The sequence below is a fragment of the Curtobacterium luteum genome, from assembly GCF_014646995.1.
In the GTDB taxonomy this organism is placed as follows: Bacteria; Actinomycetota; Actinomycetes; order Actinomycetales; family Microbacteriaceae; genus Curtobacterium; species Curtobacterium luteum.
On sequence record NZ_BMOI01000015.1, the window covers coordinates 80,268 to 103,337 of the forward strand.

At 71.9% G+C, this 23,070-nt stretch carries 20 protein-coding genes; 14 read left to right on the forward strand and 6 right to left on the reverse strand.

The features are described 5' to 3' along the window. Both IEY20_RS14960 and IEY20_RS14965 read right to left on the reverse strand, forming a co-directional pair. On the reverse strand, positions 1-1,017 hold a 1,017-nt coding region (locus IEY20_RS14960), incomplete at its 3' end, for an ABC transporter permease (RefSeq protein WP_229728089.1). Between the two features lie 40 nt (positions 1,018-1,057). Next, positions 1,058-2,716, reverse strand: a complete 1,659-nt coding sequence (locus IEY20_RS14965; protein ID WP_175327859.1) for an ABC transporter substrate-binding protein — start codon at positions 2,714-2,716, stop codon at positions 1,058-1,060. A 31-nt stretch (positions 2,717-2,747) separates the two neighbouring features. Here IEY20_RS14965 and IEY20_RS14970 point away from each other — a divergent pair, with 31 nt between their 5' ends. The 3 genes from IEY20_RS14970 (at position 2,748) to IEY20_RS14980 (ending at position 5,013) form a co-directional block, all read left to right on the forward strand. Further along, positions 2,748-3,365 (forward strand): TetR/AcrR family transcriptional regulator, encoded by a 618-nt coding sequence (locus tag IEY20_RS14970; protein WP_022902923.1) that lies wholly within the window; start codon positions 2,748-2,750, stop codon positions 3,363-3,365. Positions 3,366-3,468: 103 nt separating this feature from the next. After that, positions 3,469-4,533, forward strand: coding sequence for a hypothetical protein (locus IEY20_RS14975; RefSeq protein WP_175327860.1), 1,065 nt, complete (start codon positions 3,469-3,471; stop codon positions 4,531-4,533). Continuing rightward, positions 4,534-5,013 carry a hypothetical protein gene (locus tag IEY20_RS14980; protein ID WP_175327861.1) on the forward strand — a complete coding sequence of 160 codons (480 nt, stop codon included), beginning with the start codon at positions 4,534-4,536 and terminating at the stop codon, positions 5,011-5,013. A gap of 102 nt (positions 5,014-5,115) precedes the next feature. On the opposite strand, the gene IEY20_RS14985 is transcribed toward IEY20_RS14980, so the two are convergent. Then, entirely contained in the window at positions 5,116-6,216 is a 1,101-nt protein-coding gene (locus IEY20_RS14985; protein ID WP_175327862.1) for a cation diffusion facilitator family transporter, read from the reverse strand. Positions 6,217-6,461: 245 nt separating this feature from the next. Here IEY20_RS14985 and ileS point away from each other — a divergent pair, with 245 nt between their 5' ends. The 5 genes from ileS to IEY20_RS15010 are packed head-to-tail and all read left to right on the forward strand — an operon-like array spanning position 6,462 to position 12,977. Then, positions 6,462-9,737: an isoleucine--tRNA ligase gene (gene ileS / locus IEY20_RS14990; protein WP_175327863.1), complete on the forward strand. Its 3,276-nt coding sequence runs from the start codon at positions 6,462-6,464 to the stop codon at positions 9,735-9,737. Then, positions 9,734-11,206, forward strand: a complete 1,473-nt coding sequence (locus IEY20_RS14995; protein ID WP_188889278.1) for a bifunctional folylpolyglutamate synthase/dihydrofolate synthase — start codon at positions 9,734-9,736, stop codon at positions 11,204-11,206. Before ileS ends, IEY20_RS14995 begins: the two co-directional genes overlap by 4 nt. Continuing rightward, complete coding sequence (locus tag IEY20_RS15000) at positions 11,203-11,637, forward strand: DUF4233 domain-containing protein (RefSeq protein ID WP_175327865.1); 435 nt, start codon at positions 11,203-11,205, stop codon at positions 11,635-11,637. The genes IEY20_RS14995 and IEY20_RS15000 overlap by 4 nt, the downstream gene beginning before the upstream one ends. Before the next feature lie 34 nt (positions 11,638-11,671). Then, complete coding sequence (gene ndk, locus IEY20_RS15005) at positions 11,672-12,091, forward strand: nucleoside-diphosphate kinase (RefSeq protein WP_175327866.1); 420 nt, start codon at positions 11,672-11,674, stop codon at positions 12,089-12,091. A 37-nt stretch (positions 12,092-12,128) separates the two neighbouring features. Beyond that, positions 12,129-12,977 carry a DsbA family protein gene (locus IEY20_RS15010; RefSeq protein ID WP_175327867.1) on the forward strand — a complete coding sequence of 283 codons (849 nt, stop codon included), beginning with the start codon at positions 12,129-12,131 and terminating at the stop codon, positions 12,975-12,977. A 404-nt stretch (positions 12,978-13,381) separates the two neighbouring features. Here the strand turns inward: IEY20_RS15010 and IEY20_RS15015 are convergent, their stop codons facing one another. Both IEY20_RS15015 and IEY20_RS15020 read right to left on the reverse strand, forming a co-directional pair. Next, complete coding sequence (locus IEY20_RS15015; RefSeq protein WP_022902458.1) at positions 13,382-14,233, reverse strand: DsbA family protein; 852 nt, start codon at positions 14,231-14,233, stop codon at positions 13,382-13,384. 133 nt (positions 14,234-14,366) lie between these two features. Continuing rightward, the gene (locus IEY20_RS15020) at positions 14,367-14,969 is read right to left on the reverse strand and encodes a vitamin K epoxide reductase family protein (protein WP_022902459.1); all 603 of its coding nucleotides are present in this window, start codon (positions 14,967-14,969) and stop codon (positions 14,367-14,369) included. A gap of 336 nt (positions 14,970-15,305) precedes the next feature. Between IEY20_RS15020 and IEY20_RS15025 the strand changes: the two genes are divergently transcribed. Then, complete coding sequence (locus IEY20_RS15025) at positions 15,306-18,170, forward strand: Rne/Rng family ribonuclease (RefSeq protein ID WP_175327868.1); 2,865 nt, start codon at positions 15,306-15,308, stop codon at positions 18,168-18,170. Between the two features lie 2 nt (positions 18,171-18,172). Then, positions 18,173-19,096 carry a hypothetical protein gene (locus IEY20_RS15030; RefSeq protein WP_175327869.1) on the forward strand — a complete coding sequence of 308 codons (924 nt, stop codon included), beginning with the start codon at positions 18,173-18,175 and terminating at the stop codon, positions 19,094-19,096. 258 nt (positions 19,097-19,354) lie between these two features. On the opposite strand, the gene IEY20_RS15035 is transcribed toward IEY20_RS15030, so the two are convergent. Next, positions 19,355-19,627 carry a DUF4031 domain-containing protein gene (locus IEY20_RS15035; protein WP_031273757.1) on the reverse strand — a complete coding sequence of 91 codons (273 nt, stop codon included), beginning with the start codon at positions 19,625-19,627 and terminating at the stop codon, positions 19,355-19,357. A 179-nt stretch (positions 19,628-19,806) separates the two neighbouring features. Between IEY20_RS15035 and rplU the strand changes: the two genes are divergently transcribed. The 4 genes from rplU to proB all read left to right on the forward strand — a co-directional run bounded on the left by rplU (position 19,807) and on the right by proB (position 22,907). After that, the gene (gene rplU, locus IEY20_RS15040) at positions 19,807-20,115 is read left to right on the forward strand and encodes a 50S ribosomal protein L21 (protein WP_022904187.1); all 309 of its coding nucleotides are present in this window, start codon (positions 19,807-19,809) and stop codon (positions 20,113-20,115) included. 14 nt (positions 20,116-20,129) lie between these two features. After that, positions 20,130-20,384, forward strand: coding sequence for a 50S ribosomal protein L27 (gene rpmA / locus IEY20_RS15045; protein ID WP_022904186.1), 255 nt, complete (start codon positions 20,130-20,132; stop codon positions 20,382-20,384). 131 nt (positions 20,385-20,515) lie between these two features. Continuing rightward, positions 20,516-22,075, forward strand: a complete 1,560-nt coding sequence (obgE, locus tag IEY20_RS15050) for a GTPase ObgE (protein ID WP_175327870.1) — start codon at positions 20,516-20,518, stop codon at positions 22,073-22,075. A 7-nt stretch (positions 22,076-22,082) separates the two neighbouring features. After that, the gene (gene proB / locus IEY20_RS15055) at positions 22,083-22,907 is read left to right on the forward strand and encodes a glutamate 5-kinase (protein ID WP_175327871.1); all 825 of its coding nucleotides are present in this window, start codon (positions 22,083-22,085) and stop codon (positions 22,905-22,907) included. Positions 22,908-23,070 lie beyond the last annotated feature (163 nt).

The following is a 23,070-nucleotide window of genomic DNA, read 5'->3' on the forward strand; positions in this document are numbered from 1 at the left end:
GAGACCGCGCCCCCGCACTCCGGGCCCCCGGGACCCGGTCCGACCCGCGTCCGCCCGGCGGGGGCGCCGGTCCACGGCGCGTTCGGCGAGGTCCGCGACCGCGAGCACGACGACGTACGCAGCGGCGGACACGAGCGCGATCCCGGCGACGAGCGGCATGTCGCGCTGCGTCACCGCCGTGACGAGCGCGCGGCCGATCCCGGGCAGCGCGAACACCGACTCGACGACGACGGCGCCGGACACGAGCGACCCGAAGGCCCAGACGGAGAGCGCGAGCCCCGGGAGAGCGGCGTGGCGCAGCGAGTGCCTGAGGAACACCCCGGTGCGGTGCTCGCCCCGGCCCCGCGCGGCGAGCGCGAACGCGGACCGCTGCGCGTCGACGATGCCGTCGCGGACCGTCTCGGCGAGGTACCCGGCCACCGGCACGGCCACGGTGACGACGGGGAGCACCCATCCGCGGACGGTCCCGTCGCTCACCGCGGGCGCCCAGCCCAGGGCGGTGGCGAACACGACGATGAGGACGCTGCCGAGCCAGAAGTGCGGCACGACGCTCGCGGTGACGGTGATGGCGCCCGTGAGGCCGGCGGCGAACCGGCCGCGCTGCGTGGACCACCAGGCGGCGACGAGCGCGAGGACCCAGGCGACGACGAGCCCCGCGACCGCCAGGGTCAGCGTGACGGGCAGCTCCTGGCCGAGCAGCGTCGCGACCGGCGTGCGGAACGCGTAGGAGTCGCCGAGCTGCCCGCTCGCGAGCCGTCCGAGGAACACGGCGTACTGCACGAGCAGCGGACGGTCGAGCCCGTACTCGTGCCGGACCTGGGCGACCGCTGCGGCGGACGCCTGCGACCCGGGGCCGCCGAGGATCGCGAGCGCCGGGTCGCCGGGGATCAGCCGGATCGCGACGAACACGATCGTGGCGACGGCCCAGAGCACGCCGATCCCGCCGGCCAGGCGGCCGAGGCCCCACAGCGTCCACCGCGACCATGCGCCGGAGCGCGACGGGCGCGTCGGGGTCATGCCGTGCCTCCAGTCCGGTCGTCGCCCGTCAGGGCGCGCGTCAGCGGTCGATCCAGGCCGAGCCGAACCAGGGCGTCGAGACGGCCGTGGTCCGGACGCCGTGCACCTTCGTGGACACGAGGAAGTGGTTCTGCTGGTCGTACAGCGGCAGCACCGTCGCGCTCGCGAGGATGTCCTTCTGCGCCTGCTCGTACAGCTCGCCGCGGTCGTGCGTGTCGGCAGTGCGTGCGGCGCGTTCGAGGAGCGAGTCGACCGTCGGGTCGTCGAGCTGGGCGAGGTTCGCGAAGTACCCGGACGGGGCCGGCTTGATGCTCGCGCTGTCGTAGAGGATGCGGAGGACGTCCGCGCCGACCTTCGTGTAGGGCGCGCTGACGACGTCGTACTGGTTCGCCGCGAGGGCCGCGTACCAGCTGGACAGGTCCAGCTCCTTGATCTGCACGTCGAAGCCGATCGCCTTCTCGGAGGCCTGGATCTGCTGGAAGAGGCTGCGCTCGGCCGGGATCGACTGGTTCGTCGACACCGGGAACGTCACCGTCAGACGCTTGCCGTCCTTCGTCCGCGCACCGTCGGAGCCCTGCTTCCAGCCGGCGTCGTCGAGCAGCTGCTCGGCCTTCGAGGCGTCGTGGTCGAAGAGCTCGTCGCCGTCGGCCGAGTACGCGAACGGCTCGACGCTCGACAACAGCGAGTACGAGCGCTTCGCCGTACCGAGGAAGAGGGACGTGATGCCCGGGTCGACGTCGGCGCCGTGGATGAACGCCTCGCGGACCGCTTCGTCCTGGAAGACGCCGTGGCCGGAGTTCAGCTCGAGGCGGTTGGAGGCGCCGGGTCGCGGGGCGTCGAGGTCGCGGATCGACCCGCCGGCCTTCGCGGCTCGGATCTGGTCGGGCTGGGCGTTGTCGATGACGTCGACCTGGCCGGACTGCAGCGCCGCGTAGCGCGACGTCGAGTCGGGGAGGAACCGCCAGGTGATCCCGTCCAAGCGGGGCTTCGTCGTGCTGCCGGCCTGCTTCCCGAGCGGCGTGTAGTCGGCGTTCTTCACGAGCGTGACGCGGTCGCCGTGCTTCCACGCCGTGACCCGGAAGGGTCCGGTGCCGACGGGGGACTCGCAGTTCTGCGCCTGCGAGCGCTCGAGGGCCTTCGGGGACTCCATGCCGACCCACGGCTGCGAGAACGACTCGAGCAGTGCGCTGTCCGGACGGCTCAGCGTCAGCGTCACGGTGTGGTCGTCGGTCGCGGTGGCCTTCGTGATCGACTGCAGGGCGAGGTAGCCCGTGCTCGAAGCGGTCTTCGGGTCCTGCACGTGCTCGATGTTCGCCACGACCGCGGCCGCGTCGAACGGCGTGCCGTCGGTGAACGACACGTCGTCGCGCAGCCGGAAGGTCAGGGTCTTCCCGTCGTCCGACGTCGTCCACGACTGTGCGAGGGCCGGGACGGGCTCGCCGTCCCGCAGCGCGGTGAGCTCCTCGATGTACTGGCTGGACAGCAGTGCCTGCGGGTAGTTGCCGCCGACGTGGGGGTCGAGGCAGGTCGGCTCCGCGTCCCCCGACGCGTAGACGAGGGTGCCGCCGGCGACCGGCGTGCTGCTCGTCGACCCGCCTCCGCCACCGGTGCAGGCCGTGACGGCCAGGAGGATCGTGGCGGCGCCCGCCAGGGAGGTCGCGATCCGCGACCGGTTTTTCTGTACTGAGTCCAACTTCATGGCTCGCCGAGTCTAGCGGTTTACTGGGGACATGGACCTCGTGCGAGCGGACGACGACCGCGCTCGCCGCGGTGGCCGGCCGCGGCGTTCCAGCGCCGAGGTGCTCGCCGACGCCGCTGCCGAGCTCTTCCTCGAGCAGGGCTACGGCCGCACCACGGTCGACCAGATCGCGGCCCGCGCCGGCGTCAGCCGCGCCACCTTCTTCAACTACTTCGCCGCCAAGTCCGACGTGATGTGGCTCGAGCTCGACGCCGCGGTCGCCGCGATCCCCGCGCTCCTCGACGCGTCCACCGAGCCGAGCCCGGTCCGCGCCGTCGAGGAGGCCCTGCTCGCCGCCGCCCGCGAGCACGACCCGGAGCGGGTGCCCTGGGCGGTCGCGCAGGCCGAGGTGATGGGGATCGGCCCGGAACTCGTCGCGAGCGTCGCCGCCCGGGTGATGCAGCAGCACGGCGCGGTCGCCGCGTTCGTGGCCGCTCGGACGGGGGAGCGTCCGGGTGCGCTGTGGCCCCAGACGGTGTCCGGCGCGCTGCTCGGTGCCGCGGCCGCGGCCTTCGGCGTCTGGGTGGCCGACGGCGTGGGGCGCGGTCGGCTGGTCGAGTACGTCGCGGCGGCCCTGACGCCGGTGGCGTCCGGGCTCGAGGCGGCATGAGGAGGTCGGCCGGTCCGACGACGGCGCCGGCCTGAGAGCTTCGGCGGGAAGCGGCGTCCGCATCCCGGGCTGCGCCCGGACCGGCTGCCTACGATCGGTCGCCGTGGACCACGACGTGCCCGGGACCGGAGTCGGCAGGACCCGGCGTGGTCGAGCAGCGCAGGCTGTCGCGCTCGCCGTGGTGGCCGGTGCGGGGCTGTTCGTGGCGTTCTGGCACCTGGGCGCGCAGACCCCGCACGTCGACGAGTTCACGTACGCGGGCGCCGGCTGGCAGTACGTCCACGGGTTCCTGACTGCCAACCTCCAGCACCCGCCGACGGCCAAGGACCTCTACGGGGTCGCGCAGCTCGTCTTCGGCGAGGGAGTGGGGTCGGCGCGGGTCGTGGCCGCCGCGGCCTCCTTCGCCACCGGGGTCGTCCTGTACCTCTGGCTGCGTCGCCCCGTCGGGCACTGGGGAGCGCTGCTCGCGGCCGGGTGGTGGTGGACCACACCGCGGTCGGACTCGCCCACCTGGGGCGACGTCGCGTCCGGCGCCGCCGCGCGCATCGACCGCCTCGCGCTCCTCGAGCCGGTGATGGTCTGCTTCGCGGTGGCCGCCGTCGCCGCGGCCTGGCGCGCGGTCCACGGTGTGGGGGAGGGGGAGCGGCCCGGCTCCCGGTGGTGGGGTGGCCCGTGGCGCGCCGCCGCCGGCTGGTGGGCGCTGTCGGGCGCGCTCCTGGCCCTCTCCGCGACCTCGAAGGTGTCGACGGCGGTGGTCGTGCTCGCGATCGCCGCACTGCCGGCCCTGTCCGGCCGCTGGCGTACGTACGCCACGGGCGGGGTGGTGGCGGCGCTGTCGTTCGTCGTGGTCGCGGCGGCCGTGTACCTGCCCGTCGGCGGGCTCCGAGCGGTGCGCTTCATGCTCGCGTTCCAGGGCGCACACGACCTCCGCGGACACGCCACCGTCCTCCTCGGCCAGCGGGTGCAGCACGCGCCGTGGTGGGCGAACGGCGTCCGCGTGGTCGAGGGCGTCGGCTGGCCGACGGTCGCGGTCCTCGTGGTCGGCGTCGTCGCGGCCCTGGTGGTCCGGCCCGACCGGCTCGTCGCCGTGCTCGGCATCGCGCTCGCCGCACTCGTCGTCTTCTACGCCACGACCGACGTCGCGCTCCCGTACTACTACGACGCCTGAATGCCGTGGACCATCGCGCTCGCCGCGATCGGGTCCGTCCGCGCTGCACGGCTCCGGCCACCCGTGACGGTCGTCGTCGCGGTGCTGCTCGTCGCGGTGACGCTCGTCCCGGCGGCCGTCCTCGTCCGTGCCGTGGCGGAGACTCGGGTGACGGGGTTCGCGCGGCTGGACGCCGTGCTCGCCGACCGGGGCGTGCCGCAGGGGGACCGGATCCTGGTCGCGGGCGCGCCGCGCGCGGCGTTCTCCCCGTGGACGGGGCGGCGTGCGTCGACGCAGGCCGTCGCGCGCGGAGCGTTCGGGGTGCTCGTGGAGGCACCGGACACGCGGTTCCCGACGGCACCGTCGCTCCGGCGGTTGCTGGCCGACGACCCGGGACACTTCACGTCGTTCCGGGTCGACTTCCTGCGCGTGTGGGTGGTCCGGGACGGCGAGGCGGTCCGGCGGACCGGGGACGGGTTCGCGCTGGTGCGGACGGGGTGAGGACCGGCGTGTCGTGGCGCCGGCAGCCGCCCGCCGTACGACGGCCAGTGGCGCGCCGGCCGGCCTGGTGGCCGCGATCCGGCAGCCGCCCGCCGCCCGACGTCACCCCTCGGTCCGCAGCGTCCCGGCGCCGCCCGACGCCACGTCCTCCACCGTGCCGTCCCGCACGATCGCCGGGACTTCGCCGCCCTTCTGCGCTGCGAGCGACCCGTCGCCGGGGATGCTCAGCGTGAGCACCGCCTCCTCGATGTACTGGCTCTCCTCCAGGGACCGCTCGACGCGCCGCAGCCGGACCGCCACGTGGTCCTCGTCCTCGTTGCCGGTCAGGTCGACCGCCGCCACGAGGAACACCCGCGACGGCCCGACGAACTCCAGGTGGAGGTACGTCACCCGCTCGACCTCGTCACGACGGAGGAGCTCGGAGAGCACGGCGTCCTCGAGCTCCGGCGACGTGGCCTCGCCGACGAGGAACCGGCGGTTGCGCTCGATGAGCACGATCGCCACCACGCCCAGCAGGACCCCGACCGCGATCGACCCGATCGCGTCGAACACGGCGAGGCCGGTCACCTGGTGGAGGAACACGCCGAGGAAGGCGATCACGAGGCCGATCAGCGCCGCGGCGTCCTCGGCGAAGACCGCACGGAGCGTCGGGTTCGAGGACTGCAGGACGTGGCGGAGGACCGGCACACGACGCTTGGTCGCCGCGCCGTGCGCCTGGCGGTACGCCTGCACGAAGCTCGTGCCCTCGAGCACGAACGCGATCCCGAGCACGACGTAGTTGAGGAGGAGGTCCTCCGCGGGGCCGCGCTCGCCGAGCTGGGTGATGCCGTGCCAGATCGACACGACGGCACCGGCGGTGAACAGTCCGAACGCGGCGAACATCGACCAGATGTACGTCTCGCGGCCGTACCCGAGCGGGTGCTTCGTGTCGCGCGGCTTCGCTCCGCGGCGTTCGGCGACGAGCAGGAAGACCTCGTTGCCGGTGTCCGCCCAGGAGTGCGCGGCCTCGGCGGTCATCGACGCCGAGCCCGAGATCAGCGAGGCGACGGTCTTCGCGATCGCGGCGAGCAGGTTCGCGGCGAACGCGATGACGACGGTGAGGAGCGACTCGGGGCGCTGCTGCCCGTCGTCGGTGGCGTCTGTGGCGTCCGTGGCGTCCGTGGCGTCGGGAGCATCGCCGGACGTGGCGTCGGAGGAGGGCATCGCTCCAGCATGCTCCCGTGCAGTAAACTCGTCCCGAAGACGTCGAACCGGCCATCACCGGGGAGTCTCCGGAAGAACGCGGCGGTGCCCGAGGGCGCGGTCGTCAGTAGAACCGGGCGGTCCGGGCCGCACCAGCCCCGGCAACGAGCGGTCGGTCGCAGCGTGAGCGGCGTCCGGCAAGCGAGGTGGTACCGCGGAGCCTGCTCCGTCCTCGTGGAGACGAACCGAAACCACAGGAGCCCCCGGTGCGCTACCCCTTGAACCGAACCGACGCGAACGACGGCGTCACGCCGTCCCCGGCCTTCCCCGCCGTCGAGCAGGGGATCCTCGCCTTCTGGAAGGGCGACGACACCTTCCAGGCGTCGATCGACCAGCGCGAGGGCTGCCCCGAGTGGACCTTCTACGACGGCCCGCCCTTCGCGAACGGCCTGCCGCACTACGGACACCTCCTGACCGGGTACGCGAAGGACGTCTTCCCCCGCTACCAGACCATGCGCGGCAAGCAGGTCCACCGCCGCTTCGGCTGGGACACCCACGGGCTGCCCGCCGAGCTCGAGGCGATGCGCCAGCTCGGCATCACCGAGAAGCACGAGATCGACGAGATGGGCGTCGACGTGTTCAACGCGGCCGCCCGGAAGAGCGTGCTGCAGTACACCGACGAGTGGCAGCAGTACGTCACCCGGCAGGCGCGCTGGGTCGACTTCGAGAACGACTACAAGACCCTCGACGTCACGTTCATGGAGAGCGTGCTCTGGGCGTGGAAGCAGCTCTGGGACAAGGGCCTCGCCTACGAGGGCTTCCGCGTCCTGCCGTACTGCTGGAACGACCAGACGCCGCTGTCGAACCACGAGCTGCGCATGGACGACGACGTCTACCAGTCGCGGCAGGACCAGTCCGTCACGGTCGCGTTCCCGCTGCGCGGGGACCGCGCCGACGAGCTGGGACTCACCGGCGTGCGCGCGCTCGCGTGGACGACGACGCCGTGGACGCTCCCGACGAACGCCGCCCTCGCGGTCGGTCCCGGGATCGCGTACGCGGTCGTGCCTGCCGGGCCGGGAGGCGCGGCTGACGGTGGCAGCGCCGGTTCCGCCACGTACCTGCTCGCGTCCGACACCGTGGCCGCGCACGCGAAGGACCTCGGTTACGAGGGCGCGGAGGACGCCGTCGCCGCCGTGCTGCGCACGGTCGCCGGCGCCGAGCTCGACGGCGTCGCGTACGAGCGGCTCTTCGACTTCCTCGACGGCACCGAGGGGTACGAGCACGCATGGCGGATCCTCGTCGCGGAGTACGTCGAGACGGGCGAGGGCACGGGCATCGTCCACCAGGCCCCGGCGTACGGCGCCGACGACCAGGAGGTCTGCGCGGCCGCCGGCATCCCCGTCGTGCTGTCCCTCGACGAGGGCGGGGTCTTCACCTCGCAGTTCGGCGAGGTCGCCGGCATGCTGTGGTCCGACGCGAACAAGCCGCTGACGAAGGCCGTCCGTGAACAGGGCCGACTGCTCCGCCAGGCGTCCTACGAGCACAGCTACCCGCACTGCTGGCGCTGCCGCAAGCCGCTCATCTACAAGGCGGTCTCGTCGTGGTTCGTCCGCGTCACCGAGTTCCGCGACCGCATGGGCGAACTGAACCAGGACATCACCTGGGTGCCGGAGAACGTCAAGGACGGCCAGTTCGGCAAGTGGGTCGGCAACGCCATCGACTGGTCGGTCTCCCGCAACCGGTACTTCGGCACGCCGATCCCCGTGTGGGTGTCGGACGACCCGGCGTACCCGCGCCAGGACGTCTACGGCTCCCTCGAGGAGCTCGAGCGCGACTTCGGACGGCTGCCGGTGAACGCGGACGGCGAGGTCGACCTGCACCGTCCGTTCATCGACGACCTGACCCGTCCGAACCCCGACGACCCGACCGGGAAGTCGACCATGCGCCGCATCTCGGACGTGTTCGACGTCTGGTTCGACTCCGGTTCGATGCCCTACGCGCAGGTGCACTACCCGTTCGAGAACCGCGAGTGGTTCGAGGCGCACAACCCGGCCGACTTCATCGTCGAGTACATCGGGCAGACCCGCGGCTGGTTCTACGTCATGCACGTGCTCTCCACCGCGCTGTTCGACCGCCCGGCGTTCCGCAACGTCATCAGCCACGGCATCGTGCTCGGCTCGGACGGCCAGAAGATGTCGAAGAGCCTGCGGAACTACCCGGACGTGTCCGAGGTCTTCGACCGGGACGGCGCTGACGCGATGCGCTGGTTCCTCATGTCGTCGTCCGTGATCCGCGGTGGCAACCTCGTCGTGACCGAGGAGGGCATCCGCCAGGGCGTCCGCGAGTTCCTGCTGCCGCTCTGGTCGACGTACTACTTCTTCACCCTCTACGCCAACGCCTCCGGCGACACCGGCGCTGAGACGTCCGAGGGGTACGGGGCCTCGCGCAGCACGGCGAGCACCGACGTGCTCGACCGGTACCTGCTCGCCAAGACACGCGTGCTCGTCGAGGACGTCACGACGCACCTCGACGCACTCGACACGCCCCTCGCCGCCCAGGCCGTCCGCGACTTCGCCGACGTGCTCACGAACTGGTACGTGCGTCGCTCGCGTGACAAGTTCTGGGCCGGCGCACAGTCGAGCCCCGAGGCGCGGGCGGCCTTCGACACGCTGTACACCGTGCTCGAGACGCTCACCCGCGTCGCCGCCCCGCTCGCCCCGCTCGTCACGGAGGAGGTCTGGAAGGGCCTGACCGGCGGCCGGTCGGTGCACCTCGAGGACTTCCCGTCGGCGGACGAGTTCCCCGCGGACGACGCCCTCGTCGTCGCGATGGACCGGGTCCGCGACGTCGCCTCGAAGGGCCTCGCGCTCCGCAAGGCCACCGGCAGGCGCGTCCGGCTCCCGCTCGCCACGCTCACCCTGGTCGTGCCCGACCCGGCGGCGGTCGAGCCCTTCGCGGACATCCTCCGCGACGAGCTCAACGTCAAGCGGGTCGTGCTCGAGCAGCAGGCCGAGGAGTCGCTCGCCCAGTACGGCATCGAGCGGAAGCTCACCGTCAACGCCCGCGCCGCCGGGCCGCGCATCGGCAAGCAGGTGCAGCAGGTCATCCCGGCCGCCAAGCGCGGTGACTGGGTCGCGACCGAGTCCGGCGTCTCGGTCGGCGGCGTCGACCTCGTCGAGGGCGAGTACTCGCTCGACCTCACGGTGGCGGACGACTCCGTGGCCGTGGCATTCCTCGACGGCGGCGGCTTCGTCGTGCTCGACACGGTGACGACGGCCGAGCTCGAGGCCGAGGGCCTGGCGCGCGACGTCGTCCGTGCCGTGCAGCAGGCGCGCCGCGACGCCGACCTCGACGTCAGCGACCGCATCGTCCTGACGCTGGGGGTGTCCGACGACGCCGCCGACGCGGTCCGGGCGCACCGCGACCTCATCGCGGGGGAGACCCTCGCGACGGCGGTCGAGGTCGTCCCGCTCGCGACGGACGCGACCACGACCGACGTCGGCGAGGCAGCGAAGGTGTCCGTGGAGGTGGCACGCGCATGAGCGACGAGAACACGCAGCACGACGACGACCAGCACGATGACGGACGGCTCGACGCCGACGGCATCGAGATCCCCGCGGGCCCGGCCGCACCGGCCCCTGTCGACCCCTCGCCCGCCGACGGCGACGACGACGAGGTCCGGCGCGTGCAGGCCGCCCTCTACGCCCGGATCGGCGAGCAGTCGCCCGAGCACCGGCTGAGCGCCACGCGGCGCGCCGTCGAGCTCCTCGGCGACCCGCACCTGTCCTACCCCGTCATCCACATCACCGGCACGAACGGCAAGACCTCGACCGCGCGGATGGCCGAGAGCATCGTGCGCGCCCACGGCCTCCGTACCGGGCTCATGACGAGCCCGCACCTGGTGTCGATCCGGGAGCGCATCGTGATCGACGGGGAGCCCATCGCCGCCGACCGGTTCGTCGAGAACTGGGACGACATCGCCCCGATCCTCGAGATGACCGACCAGGAGCTCACGGCGAAGGGCGAACTGCCGCTGACGTTCTTCGAGGCGCTCACGGTGCTCGCGCTCGCCTGCTTCGCCGAGGCGCCCGTGGACGTCGCCGTGATCGAGGTCGGCATGGGCGGCGAGTGGGACTCCACCAACGTCGTGCAGAGCCAGGTCGCGGTCTTCACCCCGATCGCCATGGACCACGCGAAGCAGCTCGGCAACACCGTCGCCGAGATCGCGCGCACCAAGTCCGGCATCATCAAGCCGTCCTCGGCCGTGGTCTCGAGCGCGCAGACGCCGGACGCACTCGCCGAACTCGAGCGAGCCGCCGAGCTCACCGAGTCGACGCTGTCGGTCGAGGGCACCGGCTTCCGCGTGACGAGCGACACACCGGCGGTCGGCGGCCAGCTCGTCAGCGTGCAGGGCCTCGCCGGCACCTACGACGACCTGTTCGTGCCGCTGTTCGGCGCGCACCAGGCCCACAACGCAGCCGTCGCGATCGCCGCGGTCGAGTCCTTCCTCGGTCGGGGCTCGCAGGCGCTCGACGAGGACGTGCTCTCCGAGGGCCTGGCCGCGGCGACGAGCCCCGGTCGCCTCCAGCCGATCGCCCAGGACCCCGTGGTCGTCGTGGACGCCGCGCACAACCCGCACGGCGCCCGGGCACTCGCCGAGACGCTCCCGGTGGCGTTCCCGTCCGAGCACGTCGTCGGCGTCGTCGGGATCCTCGGCGACAAGGACGCCCGGGGCTTCGTGCGCGCGCTCAAGGACACCGTGCAGACGTTCGTCGTGACGCAGCCTCCGGGGGAGCGGGCGCTCGACGCCGACGCCTTCGCGCGGATCGTCGTCGACGAGGTCGGACCGGACCGGGTCGTCGTCGAACCCGCCCTCGACCAGGCCCTGCAGGAAGCGCGGGACCTCGCGGACGAGGCGGACGCCGAGGACGCGATGGTGCTCGTCGCCGGCTCCATCGTGATGGTGGGCTCGGTCATGGACCTGGTGCACGCGGAAGGCGGGACGAAGTGACGGAGCCGAGCCGTGCCTCCAGGCCGGAGCGGTCGGGACGGCCGACACGCGCGCCCCGCCAGCGGACGCCGCGACGTGACCGCGGTGCCCGCGAGAGCCTCCTCGCGATCACCCTCGGGCTCGAGGCCGTGATGTTCTTCTTCCCGATGCTCGTGACGTTCGGGAAGCAGACGCTGCCCCCGGCCGTCGCGTTCGGCGGGGGCGTCGGCGCGATCGTCGTGCTGGCGCTGGCCTCGCGGCTGACCGGCAAGCGCGCCGGTGTATGGTTCGGGTGGCTGCTGCAGGCGGCCATCCTCGCCACCGGATTCATCGAGCCGTTCATGTTCGCGGTGGGCGCGGTGTTCCTGGCGCTGTGGGTCTACTGCTTCGTCAAGGGCGGTCAGCTCGACCGGCAGAACGCCGCACGACGCGCCGCTGCGGGCGAGGGCTGACCACCACCCCACGACACACGTCAAGGAGTTCTGCATGTCCGACTTCGAAGAGACCCTGGTCCTCGTCAAGCCCGACGGCGTCGCCCGCCAGCTCACCGGCGAGATCCTCCGTCGGATCGAGGCCAAGGGCTACGAGATCGTCGACCTGAAGATGCTGACCGCGCCGCGCGACCTGCTCGACGCGCACTACGAGGAGCACCAGGGCAAGCCGTTCTTCGAGCCGCTCGTGGAGTTCATGCAGTCCGGCCCGGTCGTCGCCGTGCGCGTCGCCGGCAACGGCGTCATCGCCGGGTTCCGCTCGCTCGCCGGCACGACGGACCCGACGTCCGCCGCGCCCGGCACGATCCGCGGTGACCTCGGTCGTGACTGGGGCCTGAAGGTCCAGCAGAACCTCGTGCACGGCTCGGACTCCACGGAGTCCGCGGCCCGCGAGCTCGGCCTCTGGTTCGCGTGAGCGACGACCGACACGCGCGACCGCAGGAGCGAACGGCATGACGAACAACGACCGACCGAGCAAGAACGAGCGGCGCGCCCACGCGCGTGACGTCGCCCGGCAGCGAGCGGAGGCCGAACGCCGCCGCAAGCGCCGGAACAAGTGGTTCCTGCAGGGCGGCATCGGTCTGGGCATCATCGCGGTCGCGGCCATCGTCGCGATCGTCGTGGTCAATGTGAACAACGCGAACACGGTCTCGGCGACCGGCCCGGCGAACATGGCCACCGGTGCGATCCAGTTCACGGGCAAGGACGGCAAGATCACCCCGGTGGAGACCGGTGCCGTGAGCGCGAACGGGACCGCCACCCCGATCCCCACGACCGGACCGGACAGCACGGTCCAGGTGACCGAGTACATCGACTGGGCGTGCCCGATCTGCAAGCAGTTCGAGGCCGCGTACGCCGACCAGATCCTCGACAAGGTGAAGTCGGGTGACGTGACCCTGGCGGTCCAGCCGGTCTCGATCCTCGACCGCAACTACCGGAACAGCCGGTACGCCAGCCGGGCTGCGAACGCGGCGATGTGCGTCGCGAACTACCAGCCGGACAAGTTCCTCGACGTGCAGACGCAGTTCTACGACAACCAGCCCGAAGAGGGAACGTCGGGACTCACGAACGCCCAGATCGCCGACCTCGTCAAGAAGGGCGGGGCGACGAGCTCGAAGGTGTCCGAGTGCCTGTCGACCGAACAGTTCAAGGGCTGGGTCACGAAGTCCACGAACACGGTGGTCAGCGACCCGGCGCTCCAGGGCACCAGCGGCTTCGGCACGCCGACCGTCGTCGTGGACGGCAAGAAGGTCGACAACCTGACGGACGTGATCACCACGATCGACGCGGCCGCGAAGTAACACTCCCGGCACGCACGACGCCCCCGCTCCTGTCCGGAGCGGGGGCGTCGTGCGTGCTGGACGTGCGGCGCCCGGCACCCGGCGCGTGCGGCGCCCGGCACCCGGCGCGTGCGGCGCCCGGCGTCCGGCGGCCGGCGCCCGGCGTCGGGGCCCCGCCGGCGCGAGGCTCTGTTCCCGTCGGGACGGGGCGGGCACCCGGTCCTGTAGGCCCGCCGGCGCGGAGCCCGGAGTTGACCACTGGCAGTTCCGGTTCGCGAAGCCCGGTGATCGTGCACCGGAACTGCCACAGTGCGAACCGAACGCTCACGTGTCAACGGCTGTCCGACGGGGAGCACGACTGGCGCACGCACTCCGGTCTGATCCGGGGCCGTCGGACCGTCCGGTCAGGGCTCGTCAGCGGGTGGTCACGCCTTGCCGCCGTTCTGCAGGACGAACGCCGAGAACGCGTTGGTGTCCGTGAGCGAGCCGTCGTACTGCTTGCCGTTCACGATCACCGTCGGGGTGCCGGTGAGCTTGTCGAGCGACGAGTTCGGGAGCTTGTCGTTGAGCACCCGGTTCGTCGCGTCGCCCACCCATCCGGCGAACCGCTGGTCGGTGATGCAGGACGCGACCTTCTCGTTCGTGGCGCCGGCGGCCGCCGCGAGCGAGGCGAGTTTGTCGTTCGACAGCCCCGTTGTGTTCTCGGACGGCTGGTTCTCGTACAACGAGGTGTTGTAGGCGAGGAAGGCGTCCGGGTCGTAGTTCGCCACGCAGGCGGCTGCGGCGGCGGACCGCGTGGAGTACTTCGAGCCCTGGGACACCCGGTCGAGCAGGTTGAACGGGTGCAGCTCGAGCGTCGCCGAGCCGTCCTTGACCCACTGCTGGATCTGCGACATCTGCGCGGTCTCGAACTGGTTGCAGTACGGGCACATGTAGTCCGAGTAGACGGTGATGTTCGCCACCGAGTCGTCCTGCTTCGTCGGCGTCGGCTGGCCGCCCTCGGGGATCGCCTTCGTGGCGACGGGCTCGATCTTCCCGTCGACGCCGTGCAGCAGGATGCCGTCGCTCGCCATGTTCGCCGGCCCCGGACCCGCGGGTTGCACCGAATTCGCGACGATGAGCACGATCGCGCTGACGACCGCGAGGCCGCCCACGATGATGCCGCTGATCGTCAGCGTGCGGTTGCGGCGGCGGCGCGCCTTCTCCTTCTCACGCGCGACCCGGGCACGCTCACGCGCCTCGTCCCGCCGTGCCTTCTTGCCCTGGTTGTCACTCATCGACTCCGAGCGTAGGTGCCCTCCGTGTCGGTGACGGGCGCCCTGCCTGGGAAGGCACCAGGAATTCGGTGACGCGTCATCGGCGGATCACAGCGGCTCCACTGCGAACGGCGTCAGCAGCCGAGCGACGACCTCAGAAGCTCTGGAAGATGCGCGGGAAGACGATGATGATCGACACGGCGATCACGAGGTAGTTCGCGAGCGGGAACGCCCAGCAGAACGGCAGGAGGGTCTTGCCGACGCGCTGCGCCCCGGCCCCGAAGCGACCCTGCGCGAGGTTCCAGATCGTGAACACCCAGAACATCGGGATCGTCATCGCCCAGACGAGCATGCACCACGGGCAGAGGGCTCCGATGAACCACACGGTCTGCGTGAAGAGCCACGTCACGAAGACCCACGCCAGGAACACCCCGGCGTTGAACGTGATCCAGAACCAGCGCGACCCGTTCCGGAAGCCCGCGAGCAGCAGGACGCCCACGGCGATCGGTGCGACGAAGCCCATCATGCCGATCAGGGGGTTCGGGAAGCCGAGGAGGTGCCCCTGGGCGCTCGTCATCACGTCCGAGCAGTTCACGAACACGTTGACGTCGCACGACAGTGCGGTCTTCGGGTTCTCGTACTTCGCGAACTCGTCGAGCACGAGCCGGAACGAGGCGTAGAGGGCCACGATCCCGGTCACGAGCAGGAAGATCCCCATGGCGATCGGACGGCGGGGCAGGGTTCGCGGCGTGCTCACGCCGTCATCATCGCACGCGTGATCCGGTCGTTTCCGGGAGCGGCATGCGATGATGGTGGGGTCGCACGACCGGACACGGTCACGCGGCGTGAGCTTTCCGGGCCCAGCCCGGACGAAACAGGCACGGTGAGAGCGTGCCGCGACCGGAACACGCGTCACTCCGACGCTCCGCGAGCCCGGGCCGGGTGCCCGGGGACGAACGGACGCGGACGCACCACAAGTTGCCGCGGGCCGGTCGCGAACGACAACGAGCGCGGGGACGTCGACGCCACCCGCAACACGAGAATTCCCGCCGACCGACAGGGCGCGAGCGGGGCCGAGGAGTGCACCAGTTCCATGGTGGAGCAGAACAACAACGACAACACGAAGAACGACGAGACCCCGAAGCGCCGGAGTCGCCTGTTCGGCGGCCGTCGCGCCCGGTCGGCCGACCTGGAGGCACGGGGTGACGCCGAGCAGTCGGCTCCCGCCGAGCAGACGGCCGGCTCCGAGACCGACGCGCACGCGCCGGTCGCGGACGCTCCGGCGGCGGACGCCACGGTCGAGGTCGGCACCGAGACGGTCGCGCTGACCGACGACGCGGCACCGGCCGTGTCGGTCGCCGTCGAGGCGACGGCGGGCGGCGACGCCCCGCACGACGTCAGCACCCTGACCGGCGACCTCCCGGTCATCGCCACCGAGGACCCGGCGACCGAGACGGTGGCGGCGCCCGCAGCGGAGGCGACGGACGTGACGGAGGCGAGCAGCGCCTCCAGTCCGACCGAGCCCGCGGACGAGCCGTTCGTCCCGAAGGCGACCAGCACGCTCAGCCTGATCTTCCACGCGCCGGTCCTGCCGGAGCTGCCTCCGGCCCGTGCGCCGCGGTCCGCGCAGGACGACCACGACGACGACGAGTCGGTCGGCACGCGCCGACGCACCCGTCGTCGCGGCAGCTCCTTCGGCGGTGCCGCCGAGCAGCCCGAGCCGCGCCGTCGTGAGCGTGAGCGTGAGCGCGAGCGGGAGCCGGAGCTCATCACCGAGCCGCAGCGCATCAAGGGCTCGACCCGACTCGAGGCGAAGAAGCAGCGCCGACGCGACGGGCGTGACGCCGGCCGTCGTCGTCAGGTCATCACCGAGGACGAGTTCCTGGCCCGCCGCGAGAGCGTCGACCGCCAGATGATCGTCCGGTCGAGCTCGCAGAAGATCGAGATCGGTGTGCTCGAGGACGGCGTCCTCGCCGAGCACTACGTCACCAAGTCGCACAACGTGTCGCTCATCGGCAACGTCTACCTCGGCAAGGTGCAGAACGTCCTGCCGTCGATGGAGGCCGCCTTCGTCGACATCGGTCGCGGTCGGAACGCCGTGCTGTACGCGGGCGAGGTCGACTGGAACTCCGTCGACACCAGCCACGGCCGCCGCATCGAGTCGGCGCTGAAGCCCGGCGACAAGGTGCTCGTGCAGGTCACGAAGGACCCGGTCGGCCACAAGGGTGCCCGCCTCACCTCGCAGGTCTCGCTGCCCGGCCGCTACCTCGTGTACGTGCCGAACGGCTCGATGAACGGCATCTCCCGCAAGCTCCCGGACACCGAGCGCGCTCGCCTGAAGAAGATCCTCAAGGAGGTCCTCCCCGAGCACGCCGGCGTCATCGTCCGCACGGCGGCCGAAGGTGCGACCGAAGAGCAGCTGACCCGTGACGTCCAGCGCCTCACGAGCCAGTGGGAGGCGATCCAGAAGAAGGTCGCGAACGGGCACGCGCCGGTCATGCTCCACTCGGAGCCCGACCTGCTCATCAAGATCGTGCGCGACGTCTTCAACGAGGACTTCACCAAGCTCATCATCGACGGCGAGGCCGCCCGCGGCACGATCGAGGACTACCTCGACGCCGTCGCGCCCGACCTCAAGGACCGCGTCGAGATCTACGACGGCCCGGACTCCTTCGAGGAGTACCGCCTGAACGAGCAGATCGAGAAGGCGCTCGACCGCAAGGTCTGGCTGCCCTCCGGTGGTTCGCTCGTGATCGACCGCACCGAGGCCATGACGGTCGTCGACGTCAACACGGGGAAGTTCGTCGGGTCCGGCGGCAACCTCGAGGAGACCGTCACGAAGAACAACCTCGAGGCCGCCGAGGAGATCGTCCGTCAGCTCCGGCTGCGCGACATCGGCGGGATCATCGTCGTCGACTTCATCGACATGGTGCTCGAGTCGAACCGCGACCTCGTGCTGCGCCGACTCGTGGAGTGCCTGAGCCGCGACCGCACGAAGCACCAGGTCGCCGAGGTCACCTCGCTCGGCCTCGTGCAGATGACCCGCAAGAAGATCGGCGTCGGGCTCCGCGAGTCGCTCGACGAGGTCAACGCGAAGGTCAACGACAACAACGCCGACCCGGGCCCCTCGAAGAACCGTCGGAAGAGCCGCGGTGGCAACGGCGGGTCGAACGGCAACGGCAACGGCGGCGCGAACGGCAACGGCAACGGCGGCGGGTCGTCGTCGGGCAACGGCGGCTCGAACGGCAACGGTTCCCAGACGCACCAGATCACCGACGACGTCAAGAACGCGCTCTCGCGCATCGCGGCGTCGACCATCCCGCACGAGGAGCACGCCGCTGCCGAGGCCGCCGGGGTGACCGGCGTCGCCGTCACCGGTGTCGCGAGCCCGGCGGCGCCGGAGTCCGCGCCCGAGGCCCCGGCCGCGTCGGCCGCGCCCCGCGACGGCTCGGAGTCGTCGTCGGAGTCGTCCGGCGGGTCGAAGCGTCGTCGTCGTCGTGGGAGCCGCGGGGGCGGTGAGCCGCAGACCACGTCGGCGGAGTCCTCGTCGTCGGAGTCGGATTCGGAGTCGAAGTCGGCCGAGCCCTCGTCGTCGAACGCCACCGACCGTGCTCCGGAGACCACTGAGGCTGCCTCCGCTCCCGCCGCCGCCGCATCGACCGCGCCGGCCGCGTCCGCTCCGGTCCGCCGACGCGTCAGCTCGAGCGCACCGGTGACCCCGACCGAGAACACGGTCGCGATCCTGGACATCCCGGTCGCCGTCACCAAGCGCGAACCCCGCCCGGTGCGCGGCGATACGGAGTCGCTGCTGGACTCGGTCCTCAACGCGCTCCCGGAGCCGAAGCAGCCCGGTCAGGGCCGCTCGCGCTCCCGTCGCGTGTCCTCCCCGAGCATCAGCGCCCCGGCGACCACCGAGGGCGACGCGCCCGAGGACGGCACCGTGATCGTGGGGAACTGACCGTGACCGACGCGGGGGACCCCCGGACGCAGGACCGCGGGTACTACGGCGCGGGCTGGCAGCAGCCCGCGCCGGGTCCCTCGGTCGGACCGGCGTCGGTGCCGCCCGTGCCCCCGCAGCGACCGCGCGGCGCGCAGGACCCCCGGCGCGCGTTCGCTCCGGGAGCCTCGGTCGCGAACACGACCGGGGCGCTCATCGCCGTGGTGTCGGTCGTCCTGGTCGAGTTCGCCTCCGGACTCGTCGGGCTGCTCGGCACGGCCCTCGTGGTGAGCCCGTTCGCGACCTACGGGGCCGGGGACAGCCTCATCGGCGGGTTCGTCCACGGGGTGTTCCTCGCGCCACTGCCGTTCCACGTCGGGGCGTTCCTCGCGCTCGCGTTCCTGCTCCCCGTGGCACGGCGGAGCCCCCTGCCCGTGATCCTCCTCCGTGCGGTGCTGGCCGGGGTCGCCGGGACGATCGCCCTCGCGCTCGTGGGGGTCGTCACGGGGGCGTTCGCCGCGGTCCACGGTGCCGGCGGCGCCCGTCTCGTGACGAGCATCGTCACGGTCCCGCTGCAGGCCGGGCTCCCGTTGACGCTCATGCTCGTGGCGACGACGACGGCCGCGTGGCTCTGGCTCGGTCGGCCGCGCGGTGGTGCGCGGCGGAGCCTCGGCGCCCCCGGGACGTTCCGGCAGCCCGACGCCGTGCCGTCCGCGACCGTCCAGGGCCCGACGCCCGACGCGCAGCAGCAGCCGTACGCGCCGCAGCAGCCGTACGCGCAGCATCCGCCGCAGCAGCAGCCGCAGCCCTACGCGCAGCAGCCGCAGCACGCGCCGTCGGGGCAGCACACGCAGGGGCAGCCGCCGTACCCGCAGCAGGGCGCCCCGTACGGCCCGCCGGCCGGTCAGCAGCCGCCCGCGAACCCATGGGCGCCGCCCCAGCGCTGACCCGACCGTCTACGTGGCGCACGGCCCGTGAGGGAGTCGCACCGTGCCTCCAGGCCGCCGCCGCGATCTCGGATGCCGTCGCTGTCTCGGACCGTCGCTGTCTCGGGCCGTCGCTGTCTCGCGACGCCGCCGCTGTCTCGCGACGCCGCCGCTGTCGTACGACGACTGCGCTGTCGTGCCGCAGCGGCGACGGCCGTGCGCCTGCCGCAGCGGCGACGGCCGTGCGCCTGCCGCAGCGGCGACGGTCGCGCGCCCCCGTCAGGACGGGCGCTTGTCCCGCTGCGCCACCCGCAGGCCGCTGCGGATGAGCCGGAGCACGAGCTCCCGCCCCGTCACGGGGCTCGCCCCCGCCGCCACGAGCTCGTCGTATCGCGAGCGTGGCACGTCGTAGTGGTCGTGGTCGAACGCCCGGGGCGGGATTCCCGCGGCACTCGCGAAGGCGTGGAGTTCGTCGTACGATTCGTCACTGACGAGGTGCGACCACAGCGTGTCGTGCGCAGGCCACGTCGGCGGGTCGATCAGGACGGTCACCACGCCATGGTACGTGTGTCGCCGTTTGACCGGACCCGGGGGGATCGAGTATTCTCGATCCCTGGTGTCAGCGGGTCGTTCTGCCTGCGTCGCCGATCGGGCCCGGCCTCCCCGGGAGCCGCTCGTGCAGCAGTGGGCACCCGAGACTTCCCTCAAGCAGAGTACGTAAGGAATTCCACGTGGTTTACGCAGTAGTGCGCGCCGGCGGCCGTCAGGAGAAGGTCGAGGTCGGCACGATCCTCACGATCGACCGTGCCAAGGCCGACGACAAGGGCAACATCAAGCTCGCTCCGGTGCTCCTCGTGGACGGTGACACCATCACGTCGGCCGCGACCGAGCTCGCGAACGTGACCGTCACCGCCGAGGTGCTCGAGGACCTCCGCGGACCGAAGGTCATCATCCAGAAGTTCAAGAACAAGACCGGGTACAAGAAGCGTCAGGGCTTCCGCGCTGAGCTGACCCGCGTCAAGATCACCGAGATCGCGTAAGGCGGGAACAGAAGATGGCACACAAGAAGGGTGCGAGCTCCACTCGCAACGGTCGTGACTCCAACGCGCAGCGCCTCGGCGTGAAGCGCTTCGGTGGCGAGGTCGTCAACGCCGGCGAGATCATCGTCCGCCAGCGCGGCACGCACTTCCACCCGGGCGCCAACGTCGGCCGTGGTGGCGACGACACGCTGTTCGCCCTCTCGGCCGGTGCGGTCGAGTTCGGCACCAAGGGCGGCCGCAAGGTCGTCAACATCGTCGGCGCTGCGTAAGCGACCTTCGATCTGACTCTGCGGGAGGGGCGGGCCACGTGCCCGCCCCTCCCGTTCTCTTTTCTGCGACACGGCAGTCTCTGCACGGCCGTTTCTGCACCACAGTTTCTGCAACACCAAGGAGTGGACCCATGGCGACGTTCGTCGACCGCGTGACCCTGCACCTCAGCGCGGGGGACGGCGGCAACGGCTGCGTGTCGGTCCGCCGTGAGAAGTTCAAGCCCCTGGCGGGTCCGGACGGTGGCAACGGCGGTGACGGCGGCGACATCGTCCTCGTCGCCGATCCGCAGGTCACGACCCTGCTCGGCTACCACCGCTCGCCCCACCGCTCGTCGAAGAACGGGCAGCCCGGCATGGGCGACATGCGCAGCGGGATCAGCGGTGAGACGCTCGAGCTCCCGGTCCCGATCGGCACCGTCGTGCACGACGAGCGCGGCGAGGTCGTCGCGGACATGACCGAGCCGGGCATGCGCGTCGTCGTGGCCGCGGGTGGGCAGGGCGGCCTCGGCAACGCCGCGCTCGCCACGACGAAGCGCAAGGCCCCCGGGTTCGCCCTCCTCGGCACCCCGGGGGAGTCCGGCGACGTCAGCCTCGAGCTGAAGACCATCGCCGACGTGGCCCTCGTCGGGTTCCCGAGCGCCGGCAAGTCCTCGCTCATCGCCGCGATCTCCGCCGCGAAGCCGAAGATCGCCGACTACCCGTTCACGACGCTCACGCCGAACCTCGGGGTCGTCGAGTCCGGCTCCACCCGCTTCACCGTCGCCGACGTCCCCGGCCTGATCGAGGGCGCGTCCGAGGGCAAGGGTCTCGGGCTCGAGTTCCTCCGCCACGTCGAGCGCTGCGAGGCACTGCTGCACGTCATCGACTGCGCCACGATGGACCCGGGCCGCGACCCGATCAGCGACCTCGACGTCATCCTCGGCGAACTCGAGCGCTACCCGGTCCCCGAGGGGCAGGTGCCGCTGCTCGAGCGCCCGCAGCTCGTCGCCCTGAACAAGATCGACGTGCCGGACGCCGCCGAGCTCGCGGACTTCGTGACCGCCGAGCTCGAGGGCCGCGGCTACCGCGTGTTCCCGATCTCGACCGCGTCCCACAAGGGCCTCCGCGAGCTGGCGTTCGCCCTGGCGGACATCGTCGAGCGTGCCCGTGCCGAGCGCGCCGTCGAGCCGCAGCCGGAGCGCATCGTCCTCCGCCCGAAGGCCGTCGACGAGGTCCCCTTCACCGTCCGTGCCGAGGGCGGCGAGGAGCACCGCTTCTACCGCGTCCGCGGCGCGAAGCCCGAGCGGTGGGTGCAGCAGACCGACTTCACCAACGAGGAGGCGATCGGCTACCTCGCGGACCGTCTCGCCAAGCTCGGTGTCGAGGACGGCCTGTTCAAGGCCGGCGCGGTCGCCGGGTCCACCGTGGTCATCGGCGGTGACGGCGGCACCGTGTTCGACTGGGAGCCGACGCTCACCTCGACCGCCGAGCTCATCACGAGTGCCCGCGGCACCGACTCCCGCATCGGCGCGACCTCGCGTCCGACCCGCAACGAGCGTCGCGAGGAGTACTTCGAGCGCATGGACGCCAAGGCCGCGGCCCGCGCCGAGCTGGAGCAGGAGCGCCTGTCCGGACTGTGGGCCGACGAGGACACGGACGACGCGGACCCGTTCTCGGGCGAGGTCGAACGTCACCACGGCAGCGAGGTCTGACCCGCCGATGCCCGACCGCAGCGACACCACCGAGTCCGTCCGGGGGACCGCGCGCTCCCGCGCGGACATCCCCGGCGCGCGGCGGCTCGTCGTGAAGGTCGGGTCGTCCTCGGTCAGCGGCGACAACGTCGGACAGATCGGCCCGCTCGTCGACGCCCTCGGCGCCGCGCACGCCCGGGGGACCGAGGTCGTGCTCGTGTCCTCGGGTGCGATCGCGACCGGGTTCCCGTTCCTCGGCCTCGAGGGTCGGCCGGACGACCTCGCGACCCAGCAGGCCGCGGCCGCGACCGGGCAGAACGTCCTCATGTTCCGGTACCAGAAGGAACTCGACCGGCACGGCGTGGTCGCGGCGCAGATCCTCCTGACCGCGGGTGACCTGCAGAACCCCACGCACCGGGTGAACGCGCAGCGGGCGATCGACCGGTTGCTCGCGCTCCGGGTGCTGCCGATCGTCAACGAGAACGACACCGTCGCGACGCACGAGATCCGCTTCGGCGACAACGACCGGCTCGCGGCGCTCGTCGCCCGGCTCCTCGGGGCGGATGCGCTCGTGCTGCTCTCCGACGTCGAGTCGCTCTACACGAAGCCCCCGCAGCTGCCCGGTGCGGAGCCCATCGAGTTCGTCCCGTACGGCGATGAACTGGCCGGCGTGACGTTCGGGTCGATCGGCGCGGCCGGGGTCGGGACCGGGGGAGCGGGGACGAAGGTCGCCGCAGCCCGCCTCGCGGCGGATGCGGGCACGTCCGTCCTGGTGACGGCGACGTCGTTGGTCGCGTCCGCGCTCGCGGGTGAGCACGTCGGCACCTGGTTCGAAGCGGCGCCGCGCGCGTAGGTGCTCCGGGCTGGAGGCCCGGTTCGGCTCCGGTGGGTCGGCCGCGTCCGGCGGGTGGGCACGATCCGTCGTCCTCGTCCTCGTCCTCGTCCTCGTCGTCGGAGTGCGACCGTTCGTGACCGCCGGTGTCGCGGGTGCGGCGGGTCGTGACCGGCGGGTGGGC

Coding starts and splice junctions, on each gene's coding strand:
- IEY20_RS14970 (WP_022902923.1), top strand. CDS start 2,748: ATGGACCTCGTGCGAGCGGACGACGACCGCGCTCGCCGCGGTGGCCGG.
- obgE (WP_175327870.1), top strand. CDS start 20,516: ATGGCGACGTTCGTCGACCGCGTGACCCTGCACCTCAGCGCGGGGGAC.
- IEY20_RS15010 (WP_175327867.1), top strand. CDS start 12,129: ATGACGAACAACGACCGACCGAGCAAGAACGAGCGGCGCGCCCACGCG.
- IEY20_RS14985 (WP_175327862.1), bottom strand. CDS start 6,216: ATGCCCTCCTCCGACGCCACGTCCGGCGATGCTCCCGACGCCACGGAC.
- IEY20_RS15025 (WP_175327868.1), top strand. CDS start 15,306: ATGGTGGAGCAGAACAACAACGACAACACGAAGAACGACGAGACCCCG.
- IEY20_RS15015 (WP_022902458.1), bottom strand. CDS start 14,233: ATGAGTGACAACCAGGGCAAGAAGGCACGGCGGGACGAGGCGCGTGAG.
- proB (WP_175327871.1), top strand. CDS start 22,083: ATGCCCGACCGCAGCGACACCACCGAGTCCGTCCGGGGGACCGCGCGC.
- IEY20_RS14995 (WP_188889278.1), top strand. CDS start 9,734: ATGAGCGACGAGAACACGCAGCACGACGACGACCAGCACGATGACGGA.
- IEY20_RS14980 (WP_175327861.1), top strand. CDS start 4,534: ATGCCGTGGACCATCGCGCTCGCCGCGATCGGGTCCGTCCGCGCTGCA.
- IEY20_RS14965 (WP_175327859.1), bottom strand. CDS start 2,716: ATGAAGTTGGACTCAGTACAGAAAAACCGGTCGCGGATCGCGACCTCC.
- ndk (WP_175327866.1), top strand. CDS start 11,672: ATGTCCGACTTCGAAGAGACCCTGGTCCTCGTCAAGCCCGACGGCGTC.
- rpmA (WP_022904186.1), top strand. CDS start 20,130: ATGGCACACAAGAAGGGTGCGAGCTCCACTCGCAACGGTCGTGACTCC.